The sequence below is a fragment of the Mycobacterium sp. IS-1742 genome, assembly GCF_001500125.1.
Classification (GTDB): domain Bacteria; phylum Actinomycetota; class Actinomycetes; order Mycobacteriales; family Mycobacteriaceae; genus Mycobacterium.
On sequence record NZ_LQIV01000041.1, the window covers coordinates 128,229 to 140,970 of the forward strand.

Annotated in this window: 14 protein-coding genes; 11 read left to right on the forward strand and 3 right to left on the reverse strand. The window is 68.9% G+C overall.

What is annotated here, in order from left to right; translation table 11 throughout:
- Positions 1-13: 13 nt before the first annotated feature.
- From AU196_RS19820 to AU196_RS19845, 6 genes are read left to right on the forward strand one after another with little or no spacing between them, the layout of a single operon-like run.
- Positions 14-1,201: an MCE family protein gene (locus AU196_RS19820; protein ID WP_059096911.1), complete on the forward strand. Its 1,188-nt coding sequence runs from the start codon at positions 14-16 to the stop codon at positions 1,199-1,201.
- Positions 1,198-2,223, forward strand: coding sequence for an MCE family protein (locus tag AU196_RS19825; RefSeq protein WP_059096771.1), 1,026 nt, complete (start codon positions 1,198-1,200; stop codon positions 2,221-2,223). The genes AU196_RS19820 and AU196_RS19825 overlap by 4 nt, the downstream gene beginning before the upstream one ends.
- Positions 2,223-3,305 carry an MCE family protein gene (locus AU196_RS19830; protein ID WP_059096912.1) on the forward strand — a complete coding sequence of 361 codons (1,083 nt, stop codon included), beginning with the start codon at positions 2,223-2,225 and terminating at the stop codon, positions 3,303-3,305. The genes AU196_RS19825 and AU196_RS19830 overlap by 1 nt, the downstream gene beginning before the upstream one ends.
- On the forward strand, positions 3,302-4,663 hold the full coding sequence (locus AU196_RS19835; protein ID WP_059096772.1) for an MCE family protein: 1,362 nt from the start codon (positions 3,302-3,304) through the stop codon (positions 4,661-4,663). Before AU196_RS19830 ends, AU196_RS19835 begins: the two co-directional genes overlap by 4 nt.
- Positions 4,660-5,877: an MCE family protein gene (locus AU196_RS19840; RefSeq protein WP_059096773.1), complete on the forward strand. Its 1,218-nt coding sequence runs from the start codon at positions 4,660-4,662 to the stop codon at positions 5,875-5,877. Before AU196_RS19835 ends, AU196_RS19840 begins: the two co-directional genes overlap by 4 nt.
- Complete coding sequence (locus tag AU196_RS19845) at positions 5,877-7,406, forward strand: MCE family protein (RefSeq protein ID WP_059096774.1); 1,530 nt, start codon at positions 5,877-5,879, stop codon at positions 7,404-7,406. Before AU196_RS19840 ends, AU196_RS19845 begins: the two co-directional genes overlap by 1 nt.
- A 1-nt stretch (position 7,407) precedes the next feature.
- On the opposite strand, the gene AU196_RS19850 is transcribed toward AU196_RS19845, so the two are convergent.
- A complete protein-coding gene (locus tag AU196_RS19850; protein ID WP_059096775.1) occupies positions 7,408-7,902 on the reverse strand; it encodes an Rv2253/PknI dimerization domain-containing protein in 495 nt (164 codons plus the stop codon).
- 139 nt (positions 7,903-8,041) lie between these two features.
- Here AU196_RS19850 and AU196_RS19855 point away from each other — a divergent pair, with 139 nt between their 5' ends.
- From AU196_RS19855 to AU196_RS19870, 4 genes are read left to right on the forward strand one after another with little or no spacing between them, the layout of a single operon-like run.
- Entirely contained in the window at positions 8,042-8,422 is a 381-nt protein-coding gene (locus tag AU196_RS19855; RefSeq protein ID WP_059096776.1) for a hypothetical protein, read from the forward strand.
- Positions 8,419-8,823, forward strand: a complete 405-nt coding sequence (locus AU196_RS19860) for an Rv2576c family protein (RefSeq protein WP_059096777.1) — start codon at positions 8,419-8,421, stop codon at positions 8,821-8,823. Before AU196_RS19855 ends, AU196_RS19860 begins: the two co-directional genes overlap by 4 nt.
- Before the next feature lie 3 nt (positions 8,824-8,826).
- Positions 8,827-9,336 carry an Rv1363c family protein gene (locus AU196_RS19865; protein WP_059096778.1) on the forward strand — a complete coding sequence of 170 codons (510 nt, stop codon included), beginning with the start codon at positions 8,827-8,829 and terminating at the stop codon, positions 9,334-9,336.
- Positions 9,333-9,839 carry a twin-arginine translocation pathway signal gene (locus tag AU196_RS19870; RefSeq protein ID WP_231737654.1) on the forward strand — a complete coding sequence of 169 codons (507 nt, stop codon included), beginning with the start codon at positions 9,333-9,335 and terminating at the stop codon, positions 9,837-9,839. Before AU196_RS19865 ends, AU196_RS19870 begins: the two co-directional genes overlap by 4 nt.
- On the opposite strand, the gene AU196_RS19875 is transcribed toward AU196_RS19870, so the two are convergent.
- Positions 9,836-10,417 carry a PaaI family thioesterase gene (locus AU196_RS19875; RefSeq protein WP_059096779.1) on the reverse strand — a complete coding sequence of 194 codons (582 nt, stop codon included), beginning with the start codon at positions 10,415-10,417 and terminating at the stop codon, positions 9,836-9,838. The genes AU196_RS19870 and AU196_RS19875 overlap by 4 nt on opposite strands.
- A complete protein-coding gene (locus tag AU196_RS19880) occupies positions 10,414-11,958 on the reverse strand; it encodes an FAD-binding protein (RefSeq protein WP_059096780.1) in 1,545 nt (514 codons plus the stop codon). The genes AU196_RS19875 and AU196_RS19880 overlap by 4 nt, the downstream gene beginning before the upstream one ends.
- Between AU196_RS19880 and AU196_RS19885 the strand changes: the two genes are divergently transcribed.
- Positions 11,949-12,725 (forward strand): PadR family transcriptional regulator, encoded by a 777-nt coding sequence (locus tag AU196_RS19885; protein ID WP_082695810.1) that lies wholly within the window; start codon positions 11,949-11,951, stop codon positions 12,723-12,725. The genes AU196_RS19880 and AU196_RS19885 overlap by 10 nt on opposite strands.
- Positions 12,726-12,742: the final 17 nt, after the last annotated feature.

Here is a 12,742-nt window from a genome sequence, read left to right on the forward strand (position 1 = left end):
GCGTGGGATGGCGATGAAGTCGATTTCCGCACGGAACGTGGCGGGCACGCTCACCGTGGTGGCCATCGCCGCGATCGTGGCGCTGGCGGTGGGGCTGTTCAACGGGACGTTCACCAGAAGCGCGACGGTCACGGTCGTCTCCGACCGCGTCGGCCTGGTGATGAGTCCCGACGCCAAGGTCAAACTCCACGGCGCCCAGGTCGGCAGGGTGGCCGCCATCGAGGCGTTGCCCGACGGCCGGGCGGCCATCCGGCTCGCGATGGACCCGTCCCAGCTCGGGATCATTCCGTCCAACGTCCTGGTCGACATCGGCTCGACCACGGTATTCGGCTCCAAGGCAGTGGAGTTGGTGCCCCCGGCCGACCCCTCACCCGAGCCGTTGCGCGCCGGCCAGGTCCTCGACGCCGGACACGTCACCGTCGAGATCAACACGGTCTTCGAACAACTCGTGGCCGTGCTGGCGAAGGTCGAACCGGCCAGACTCAACGAGACGCTGGGCGCGCTGTCGCAGGGGCTCGCCGGACGCGGTGAGAAGTTCGGTCGGACACTGGCCGACCTGGACACCCTGCTCGCCGACCTCGATCCCAGCATGGACAACCTCAGCCGCGACATCGCCGTCGCGCCGCAGGTTCTCGACGCCTACGCCGACGCCGCCGCCGACCTGCTCACCACCGCGGACAACGTCTCCCGGATCAGCGACACGCTGGTGGAGAAGCGCAACGACCTCGACGCCCTGTTGGTCAGCGCCATCGGACTCGCCGACGTCGGCAACGACGTCGTGGCGACGAACCGGGGGGCGCTCACCGACGTCATGCGCCTGCTGGTGCCCACGACGGATCTGACCAACCAGTATCACACCGCACTCAACTGCGGCCTCGCAGGCATGCTTCCGCTGGCCATGGCCCCGCCACCTCCGGTTCCCGGTGTGCTGCTGCTGGATTCGTTCGTTCTGGGCACCGAGCGCTATCGGTACCCGCAGAATCTGCCGAAGGTGGCGGCGCGCGGCGGTCCGCAGTGTGTGGGTCTGCCCGACGTGGGATACGAGACCCGCGCGCCCTACGTCGTCTCCGACATCGATGCCAACCCAGCGCAATACGGCAACCAGGGCATCCTGCTGAACTCCGAAGGGCTCAAGCAGATGCTGTTCGGACCCCTCGACGGACCGCCCCGCAACACGTCGCAGATCGGCCAGCCGGGATGAGGCGGCTGGGCCCCACGCTGGCCAAATTCAGTGTGTTCGCCGCGGTGATGGTGCTGTTCACCGCAGCGCTGTTCGCGATCTTCGGGCAGTACCGCGCCGGGTCGGCGCACACGTACTCCGCGGTGTTCGCCGACGCGTCGAGTGTGAAACCCGGTGACTCCGTGCGGATCGCGGGAATCCGGGTCGGCACGGTCAACGGGGTGTCGCTGCAACCGGACAACACGGTGGTGGTGGACTTCGACGCAGGCAGCGACGTCGTGCTGACCACCGGGACGAAGGTGGCCGTCCGCTACCTCAACCTCGTCGGCGACCGTTACCTGGAACTCGTCGACGGACCCGGATCGACGAAGATTCAACCCGCCGGTTCGCGGATCCCCCAGGACCGCACCGAACCCGCACTCGATCTGGACCTCCTGCTCGGCGGCCTCAAACCGGTCATCAGGGGGCTCGATCCCGAAGACGTCAACGCGCTGACCCACTCGCTCATCCAGATCCTGCAGGGCAACAGCAACGACGTCGAGTCCCTGTTCGCCAAGACCTCGTCGTTCACCAACGCCATCGCCGCCAACGGCGAGACGGTCCGTCAGATGATCGACAACCTCAACACCGTGGTCGCGACGATGTCGCGGGACGGCGACCAGTTCTCCGGCGCCGTCGCCCGTCTCGAGGAACTCGTCACCGGGCTCGCCCAGGACCGCGATCCGATCGGTGCCGCCATCGAATCCCTCGACAACGGCACCGCGTCGCTGGCCGACCTCATGACCGAGGCCCGGCCGCCGCTGGCCGGATCGATCGACCAGCTCAACCGGGTCGCGCCGCTGCTCGAGAAGGACAAGGAGCTGCTCGACATCTCGCTGCAGAAGGCCCCGGGCAACTATCGCAAACTGGTGCGCCTCGGCGCCTACGGCAGCTGGCTCAACCAGTATCTCTGCGGCCTGTCCGTACGGGTCACCGATCTGCAGGGACGCACCGCGTATTTCCCCTGGATCAAGCAAGACACCGGAAGGTGCGCCGAGCCCTGATGCTGAAATATCGTGGATCATCGCTCATCCGAACCGGTCTCATCGGTCTGGTGCTCATCGTGCTGGTCATCGTGGTCGGTCTCCAGCCACAGCAGCTGTGGTCGATGGCGACCTCGGTGAAGTACCGGGCGATCTTCGCCGAGGCCGGCGGCCTGGCCGCAGGCAACGACGTCAAGGTCTCGGGTGTCACCGTCGGAACGGTGTCCGATGTGGCGCTCGAGCGCGGCAAGGCGCTGGTGACCTTCTCGCTCGACGGGACGGTGCGGCTCGGGTCGGATTCGACCGCCCACATCCGCACCGGCACACTGCTGGGCGAGCGGATGCTGACGGTGGAACCACGAGGGTCACGACCGCTCGGATCGCTGGAGACGATCCCGCTGTCGCGGACGTCGTCGCCCTACTCGCTGACCGAAGCCGTCAGCGAGTTCACCGCCAACACCGCCGAAACCGACACCGCGACGCTGAACCAGTCGCTGGACACCCTGTCGGAGACGATCGACCGGCTCGCGCCCCAGCTGGGCCCGACCTTTGAAGGGCTGACCCAGCTGTCCCGGTCCCTCAACGACCGCGACGAGACGCTGGGTGACCTGCTGGCAGGCGCCGCCGACGTCACCGGGATCCTGTCCGAACGCAGCCAGCAGGTGAACACGCTGCTGCTGTCCGCCAACGACCTGCTGGCGGTGCTCGAACAGCGCCGCTACGCGATCGTGAACCTGCTCGCCAACACCTCCGCGATGTCACAGCAGCTGACAGGTCTGGTGCGGGACAACGAACAGGAGCTGGCGCCGACGCTGGAGAAACTCAACTCCGTGTCGGAGATGCTGGAGCGCAACCGGGACAACATCGCCAAGGCCCTCAACGGACTGGCCAAGTACCAGGTGACCCAGGGCGAGGCCGTCAACAACGGCTTCTACTACAACGCGTTCATCGGCAACCTGATCCCCGGTGGGGCGCTGCAGCCGTTCCTCGACTACGCGCTCGGCTACCGCCGCGGCGTCAACGCCGGTCAACCCCCCGACAACGCCGGCCCGCGCGCCGAGTTCCCCCTCCCCTACAACGGTATTCCGGGTGGTTCGCGATGATCGGCCGCACCGGATTCGCCAAGGTCCTCACCGTCGCCTTGGTGGCGTTGCTCGTCGCCGGTGTCGCCGTCGTCGTGCGGCAGGCGTTCTTCGCGCCGCGGACCATCACCGCCTACTTCGCCTCCGCGACGTCGATCTACCCAGGCGACGAGGTACGTGTCGTCGGTGTCCGGGTCGGCAGGATCGAATCCATCGAACCGGTGGGCGAGCAGGCGCGGTTCACGCTCGCGGTCGACCGTGACGTGCCGATCCCGGCCGACGCCAAGGCGATCATCGTCGCGCCGAACCTCGTCGCCGCGCGCTACGTGCAACTCACCCCGGCGTACGAGTCGAGCGGTCCGGTGCTGTCCGACGACGCCGTCATCGGCGTGGAGCGCACCGCGATACCGGTCGAGTGGGACGAGGTCAAGGAGCAGTTGGCTCGGTTGGCAGGTGAGCTCGGCCCGGCCGGCGGAGTGTCGGACACCTCGGTGAGCCGGTTCATCGACAGCGCGGCCAAGGCGATGGACGGCAACGGGGAGAAGCTGCGGGAGACCATCGCCCAGCTCTCCGGGGTGGGGCGCATCCTCGCCGACGGCAGCGGGAACATCGTCGACGTCATCAAGAACCTGCAGGTCTTCGTGACCGCGCTGCGGGACAGCAACGTGCAGATCGTCCAGTTCCAGGACCGTCTCGCCACCGTGAGCAGCGTGGTCGACGGCAGCCGGGCGGAGATGAACTCCGCGCTGACCAACCTGGCCGAGGCCGTCGGGGAAGTGCGGCGGTTCATCGAGGGCAGCCGCGACCAGACCGCCGAGCAGATCCAGCGTCTGGCCGCCGTGACACAGAACGTCGCGGACAACCGCGTCGCCCTCGAGAACGTCCTGCACGTCGCACCGAACGCAATCGGCAACGGCTACAACATCTATCACCCGGACACCGGCACGATGCTGGGCGGATTCGCGATGGGCAACTTCGCCAACCCGGTGCAGCTCATCTGTTCGGCGATCGGGGCGGTCCGCAACGCGACGGCGCCCGAGACGTCGAGGATCTGCGCGGAATACCTGGGGCCGGCGCTGCGCCTGCTGAATTTCAACTACCTTCCGCTGCCCATCAACGCGTACCTCAAGAAGTCGCCGAGCCCGGAGAACCTGGTCTATTCGGATCCGGCGCTGGCGCCCGGCGGGGCCGGGGGTGCGCCGACCCCGCCCGAGACACCGCCCGCGGTGTCGGCCTACACCGGCGCCGGGGACGTCCCACCCCCGGCCGGGTGGGGCCCGCCGCCGGCCCCGCCTGCGGGGCCGGAACCCCCCGCCCCGGCCACGCTGCCCGACATGCTGCTGCCCGCCGAGACGCCGCAGGAAGGGCCACCCGCGTGACCGGCCGCCGTTCGACCCGTCGCATGGCAGCGGTCCTCGCGTGCGTGACGGTGGTCGCCTCCGGATGCACCTTCGACGGCCTGAACTCGATCCCGCTGCCGGGCACGGTGGGCACCGGTTCCGGCGCGTCGACCTACCGTGTCCAGCTCGCCAACGTCGGTTCACTGGAATCGAATTCGCCGGTGATGGTCAGCGATGTGGTGGTCGGCACCGTGGGGCGGATGACCCTTCGCGGTTGGCACGCCGACGTGGAGGTCACGGTGCAACCCGATGTCGTGATCCCGGCCAACGCGGTCGCGACCGTCGGGCAGACCAGCCTGCTCGGGTCCATGCACCTGGCACTCGATCCGCCGGTGGGTGCCTCACCGACCGGTCGCCTGCAACCGGGGGCGACCCTCGGGCTCGACAGGTCCTCGACCTATCCGTCGACGGAGCAGACCTTGTCGTCGCTGTCGGTCGTCGTCAACGGCGGCGGGCTCGGCCAGGTCGGCGACATCATCCGGGAGTTCAACGCCGCCCTCAACGGCCGTGAGGACCGATTACGCGATCTGCTGGTGCGGCTCAACGACTTCGTCGGCATGCTCGACCGGCAGCGCGGCGACATCAACGCCTCGATCGCCGCGCTGAACCGGCTCGCGGGCACCCTGGCCGGACAGCGAGAGGTCATCACCTCGGCGCTGCAACGCATCCCACCCGCACTCGACGTGCTGATCGCGGAACGGCCGAGGCTGACGGCCGCGTTGGACAAGCTCCGGATCTTCAGCGATACGGCCACCGGGCTGGTCGAGGACACCCAGGCCGATCTCGTGCGCAACCTCAGGAATCTGGAGCCGACGCTCAAGGCGCTCGCCGATGTCGGCCCTAACCTCGGCACTGCGCTGGCGTACGCCCCGACGTTCCCCTACACCCAGGGCTTCATCGACCGGGCCATCCGCGGCGACTACATGAATCAGTTCATCATCTTCGACTTCACGATCCCGCGGCTCAAGCGCGGGCTGTTCCTCGGCACCCGCTGGGGGGAGGAGGGCACCCCGATGGTGCCCGCGCCCGGGGACCCCTGGTACCTCAACTACACCCTCGATCCCCTCAACGCCCCGGTGACGCCGCCGGCCGAGGTGGCGCCGGTGCCGGAGTTGACCGAGACGGCCGACGGGATCGACACCGTGGACCCCTCGTCCGCGGGAACCGATCCGGCGAGCGCAGGGGGTAACTGATGCTCACACGTTTCGTGCGCACCCAGTTGGTGATCTTCACCGTCACCGCCGTGGTGGCGATGGCGGTGATGGTCTTCGGATATCTCCAGGCCCCGACCCTGCTCGGGATCGGCCGGATGACCGTGACGGTCGAACTGCCGGGAACCGGTGGGCTGTACCGGTTCTCGAACGTCACCTATCGTGGGGTCGAAGTCGGCAAAGTCACCGACGTCCACGCCACCCGGGAGGGCGCGGTGGCCATCCTCTCCCTGTCCACCGGGACCGACATCCCCGCCGACCTGCACGCCGCAGTGCGCAGCGTGTCGGCGGTCGGTGAGCAGTACGTCGATCTGCAGCCGCGCACCGAATCGGGGCCGTATCTGCGCGACGGGTCCGTGATCCCCGTCGGCGACACGTCGATCCCGCAAGCGGTGGGGCCGATGCTCGATCAGGTCAGCGCGCTGATCGACAGCGTGCCCAAGGACAGGATCAGCGACCTGCTCGACGAGTCGGCGAAGGCGCTCAACGGTTCCGGATACGATCTCGGATCCATGCTCGACTCGTCGTCGACCGTGATCGGCGATGCGAAGGGCGTGACCGGCGAGATGCGTTCGCTCATCGACGACAGCGGACCATTGCTCGAGGGTCAGGCACAGACGGCCGACCAACTGCGCACCTGGGCCCGGAGCATGGCCGGTGTCACCGGTCAGCTCGCGGACAACGATCCGCAGGTGCGGACACTGCTCGGCGCCGGGCCGGGTGCCGCCGACGAGGCGTCCAGGCTCTTCAACGCCGTCAAACCCACACTGCCGGTGCTGCTCGCCAACCTCACCACCATCGGTCAGGTGGCCGTCACCTATCACGCGTCGATCGAACAGCTCCTCGTGCTGCTTCCGCCGTACGTCGCCGCGACCCAGACCGTGGGTGTCTCGCGGAACAACCCGACCGGGATGTCGTTGGGCGACTTCACGCTCAACCTCAACGATCCGCCGGCGTGCACCGTGGGCTTCCTGCCGCCCTCGTCGTGGCGTTCGCCCGACGACGAGAGCGACATCGACACCCCGGACGGCCTGTACTGCAAACTGCCGCAGGACTCTCCGATCGGGGTGCGCGGTGCCCGCAACTATCCGTGCATGGCCCAACCGGGCAAGCGGGCGGCCACCGTCGAGCAGTGCGCGAGCGACAAGCCTTACGAGCCGCTGGCGATGCGCCAGCACGTGCTCGGCCCGTATCCGTTCGATCCATCCCTTGTCGCGCAGGGGATCCCGCCGGACGATCGCGTGGATTCCGACGAGCAGCTCTACGGTCCAGTGGGCGGCACCCCGCCGCCGCCTCCTGGCCCCGCGCCGCCCGCCGGCCCTGGCGTCGCGCCGAGCGCGTTCGGTGCGGGTGAGATGGGCGGACCCTCGGTGGCGATCGCCACGTACGATCCGCAGACCGGCAAGTACGCCACACCCGACGGCAAGGTGTTCACGCAGCCGGCGCTCGCCACGAACGCCGTTGCCGGTGAGGACAAGACGTGGCAGGACATGCTGCCGACCGGGGCCTGAGTCAGCCCAGTTTGACGAGTTTGAACGGCATCGTGATGAACAGCGGCCTGCTGACGCCGCAGGCGCCGCTGGGTCCGGTCGTCTGGTCTTCGCCGACCAGCATGGTCGAGGCCGAGTCGGTCATGCTGCCGTCGGGCACCGTCGGCACGAACCGGAACACCTGGAGTCCGTCCGCGGCGGTGCCGTCCGGGCAGGGCGCCCAGCGCGGCACGGTGTGCTTGACGTACCAGATGCCGCCCTTCTTGTAGATCGGTGCCTCCCAGCCCTGGTCACTGCGGACAGTGCCGGTGCATTCGGTGGGGTAGCTGCAGACGGTGTCGATCGTCCAGGTGGCGCGGACGGTGGCCTCGTCGCGGAAGACCTCGTTCTTCTTGGCCCATTCGCCGTTCGACGTGGCGGAGTAGGTGCCGTTCAGGCCCCACTCCGGGTCCGCCGACGCGGTCGGCGGAGTCGCGAGGCCCGCGACAGCTGCGAGCGCGCCGACAGTGGTGACCACGCTTCGAACCCGCAACGCTCTCTCCTCAGCACTCGGCGATGGGCGACGCTAACAGCGGCGCCACGCCTCGCGGCGCCGCGACGGCCGCTGAGCGGGACGGTCGGCGTGCGCTCGTCGACACCGATGCCACAGTGGGCCCGTGCGCACGACCGCCTCCGCCGTTCCCCTCGTGGTCGCCGTGGCCGCCCTCACCGCGGCGCCGGCCGGCGCGGATCCCCTCGGATGCGAGGAGCCCGCGTGCGTTCCGGGCATCGCAGGCAACGTCACGCTCGGTGCGTCGTGCGCCGACACCAGCCACTACGTGTTCGGTACGACGGAATGGGGACGGCTGGTGTTCTGCGGCTCGCCGCGCCGATACGCGCCGCGGTACTTCCGGTCACCGCCGATGGAGGGCATCCGCGAATTGCACACCAACTGCACCGGATTCGAGAACTCGGTGGCGCAAGCACCCGACGGTCTGTTCCTCGCCTGCGTGGCCTCCAGCGGCGAAAGCCGGTGGGTGCAAGGGGACAACGCATGAACCGCTTCGGTGCGTCGGCGGTGATTGCCGGTCTGCTGGTCGGCACGGCCCCGCAGGCGTCGGCACAAGGACCGGTGCCGCATCACGTCCGCTACACGGTGACCGCGGATCAACCGACGCGCGCCGACATCTATTACCGCGCCGTCGATCCGCCCAACTGGGCCGAATACAGCCACAATCCTTACCGATTCAGCCCGAAGGCCGAGGTCGCTCTCGCCCCCGCCAGTCCGTGGGTCTTCGATGCCACACTCGTCGACCCGAACCGCTGGGCGATGGTCACCGCCGGCAGCGGCGTCGGCCCGGACAGGCCGAACTTCCGGTGCGAACTCGCCGTCGACGGTGTGGTCGTGGCCACCCATTCGGGCCCCAAGGGCGCCCTCTGTTCGCTGAGGAGTTGGTGACGCGTGAGCGAGAACCGCCGTATCCGCCGTCCCAGCCGGAGCACCGTCGTCGCTCTCCTGGCCGTGTTCGTCACCGCCGGGTCGCTGGCGGCGAGCGGCTACGTGACGTGGCATCACCGGGAGGCGACTCGGCAACACCAGCAGTCGGCCGAATTCGCGGCCGCGGCAAAGCAGATCGCCTTCACGCTCATGTCGATCGACGCGGCGAAGGCCGAGGACAGCGTCAAGCAGATCCTCGACAGCTCGACGGGACAGTTCCACGACGAGTTCAAGTCCGCCTCCGAGGATTTCGTCAGGCTGGCGCAGGACGGCAAGGTCGTCACCGACGTGAAGGTCAAGGCCGCCGCCGTCGAATCCATGACGAGGGACTCGGCGACCGTGCTCGTCACCACGACCTCCACGGTCACCAACGCCGCAGGTGCCGACGAACTACCCCGGGCGTGGCGACTGAGCGTCGACATCGTCAGGGAGGCAGGGCGACTCAAGATGTCGAAGATGGAGTTCGTGGCGTGATCGTCCGCATGCGGGTTCTGCGGGTTCGGTGGGGGCTGATGCTGACCGTCCTGGCCGCCGCGGCATTTGCCGGCCTGGCCGTCGTCCTCTACCTCACCCAGTACCGGACCGATGTGCGGACCGACGACGCCGCGGCATCGGCCGCGATCCGCGCAGCCTCCGTAGGAACCGTCGCCCTGCTGTCCTACCAGCCCGACAGCGTCGACACCGACCTGGCGGCCGCCGAGAATCACCTGACCGGTGGATTCCTCGACTACTACGGCAGGTTCAGCGACGAGATCCTGCTGCCGGCGGCCAAGCAGAGAGCGGTGAGCACCGAGGCGTCGGTGGTGCGGGCCGCAGAGGCCGAGATCCACCCGGACACCGCGAAGGTGCTGCTCTTCGTGAATCAGACGACGACGAGCCGGGAGCGGCCGGACCCTGCGCAGACGGCCAGCAGCGTCATGGTCAGCCTGACGAAAGTCGATGGCCGCTGGCTGATCTCGGCGTTCGACCCGATCTAGTCGAGCCGGCGGTCGTCTCTGGGCCGGATGAAGACGCCCTGAGCCTCCACGGTGGTCTGACCGGCGCACAGGATGCGACCGCGGGAGTAGGTCTTACGTCCGTCCTCGTGCTCCACCCAGGCCTCGGCGCGCAGCGGGCCCAGCGGTGTGGGCCGTACGTAGCGCAACTGCAGGGTGCCGGTGAAGGCGGGCCGGTTCGGCCGGTGCGCCGTGGCGCCCAGCAGGTGGTCGAGGATCAGCGAGCACACCCCGCCGTGCACGTGTCCGACGGGACCCTCGTACGCAGCGCCGAGGTCGACCTCGGTGCTGACCAGGCCGTCGGCATCGCGGTGCACCGTCAGCGGCGGCGCGATCGGGTTGCGCTGACCGATGAGGACGTTGCCGCGCGGCGCGCTGCTGCCGTCGGCGGCCGTCCGGACGCCGTAGGACCCCGCCATGAGCTGCTCACCCAGGATGTCCAGCGCCGCAACGACGTGATCGTGCGCGGCCGCGAGTCGATCGGCGTCGACCTCGGTGCGGATGACGGCGTCGATCAGCGACCGAACCGATTGGGTCAACGGTTCGTGTCCGTCGCTCACCGCGGCTCCGCGGCCGCCATGTCCAGCGCGGCGAGGTGGCTGAACAACAGGGAGGCGCCGATCGGGTTGCCGCCGCCGGGATAGGTCGTGCCGCTGACGGCGGCCATGGTGTTGCCCGCGGCGTACAGACCGGGGATCGGCCGGCCCGCGGTGTCCAGGACGCGTGCGCGGGTGTCGGTGCGCAGTCCGCCCTTGGTGCCCAGGTCCGACACTCCGAAGGCCGCGGCGTGGAAGGGCGGCCGGTCGATCGGGACCATCGGTGTCCTGCCGCCGGAGAAGGCGCGGTCATACGGTTCGTCGCCGCGGCCGAAGTCGGTGTCGCGCCCGTCGGCGACCATCGTGTTGTAGCGGGCGACGGTGGCGGTCAACGCATCCGCCGGGACGCCGATCAGATCTGCGAGCGCGTCGAGGGTGTCGGCGGTGTGCCACAGACCGGCATCCCGGTACCGCTCGGCCTCGACCATCGACACATTGGTGGCCTTGACCGGCGGGATCTCGCCCTCGCGGTCGTCGTAGACCATCCAGTACGGCAACGTCATCGCCCGCGAGGCGATCTCCTCGAGGACGGCGCGACCCAGCCGGTCGTACGGCGCCGACTCGTTGACGAACCGCTCGCCACGGTCGTTGACGAAGATACCGCCGGTGAACCAGAGCGCGAACGCCGAACGGCCGTCCGGGTGCGTCAGACCCGGCGACCACCAGGCCTGATCCATGAGGTCGGTGGCGGCGCCGAGCCGGATCGCCGCTCGGTGTGGGGCGCCGGTGTTCCCGGGGCAGCCCATGCTGTCCTCGGCCCGCCCGGGCACACCGCAGGATTCGCGCATCAGGGTGTTCTGCTCGAAGCCGCCCGCGGCGAGGAGCACACCCCGGCGTGCGCGGACCCTGACGTTCTCGCCGTCGCGGGTGATCATCGCCCCGGCGACCGCGCCGTCGACCTCGATGAGATCGGCCAGTGGTGCATTGAGAACCGTGTGCGCATGCGGGAATTCAGCGAGCGCAGCAAGGAAACGGCCGATCAGCGCCCGGCCTCCGGTCAGCTGCGCGGGGGCGGGATGCCCGAGGCGCTCGGTGTCCAATGGTCCGCGGATCTGCGCGGCGAGCGGTCCGGCGTCCGCGACGGGCAGCGGCACCGGAACGATGTGGCGGCGGCCGTCGGCGCGGGCGTGTTCGACCGCACCGTAGTAGTCCGGCCAGGGCAGTTCGGCGAACCGGAAGTGCTCGTCTGCTTCGAGGTACTCGATGAGCCGCGGGCCGCCCAGGACGTAGGCCCGCTGCAGATCGAATGGGGTGCGGTCGCCGACGACGCGGTGGAAGTACGCGAACGCGTCCTCGGGGGTGTCGTCGACGCCCGCCCGCAGCGCCACGGGGTTGCAGGGGAACCACATCCCGCCGCCACCGGAGTACGCGGTGGTCCCGCCGAAGCGGTCGGTCGCCTCGACGAGCGCGACGGACAGGCCCTCGCGCGCCGCGGTGTAGGCGCCCGCGACGCCGCCGCCGGATCCCACGACGACGACGTCGACCTCCTCGTCGAATGCAGACATGTTCCCCACCCTTCCGGGTGGCGGCGGCGATCGGCAAGTCGCGGTCCCGGTCAGTGGATCACGCGAAGGCGCAGGTCACGGCGCGTTGCTACCCTGGATGGGTGAAATCCGCCGACGGCCCGAACGTGACCGCTACAGGTTGGGCCCTGCTCGGCGTGCTGTCCTACCAGGACGAACTGACCGGCTACGACATCAAGAAGTGGACCGAGTGGAGTCTGCGGTTCTTCTACGGCAGCCCCGCCTACAGCCAGATCTACACCGAGTTGAAGAAGCTCGAGAACATCGGGCTGGTGACGTCGAGGGTCGAAACAGACGGCGGCGCCCGCAGCAAACGGCTCTACAAGATCACCAAGGCGGGTCTGGACGCGTTGAGCGACTGGGCGGACCAGGGACCCGTGGATCCACCGCAGCTCAAGCACAACCCCTTGTTGAGGGTGACGTTCGGGCATCTGACGAACCCCCGTCGGCTCAAGGAGATCATGCAGGATCACGTCGCCTACGCCGACCGCATGCAGCGCGAAGCCGCGACGGAGGCGCGGTGGGCCGAGGCCGAACCGGCGTGGGCCTACGGCCGGGTCGCACTGCAATGGGCCGAACGGTATTACGCCGCCGAACGCGAACTCGCCCAGAGCGTCATCAAGGATCTCGACGCGGCCGAGGAGGCGTTCGCCGAGTCGGCCAAGTCCAGCGAGGACGGCAAGCCGTCGCTGGCGAAGGACTACTGGTACGAGATCGAGCGCCGGGTCAGGGCCGAAGAAGGCCGGTAGCGTCCGCGCTGTTCCGG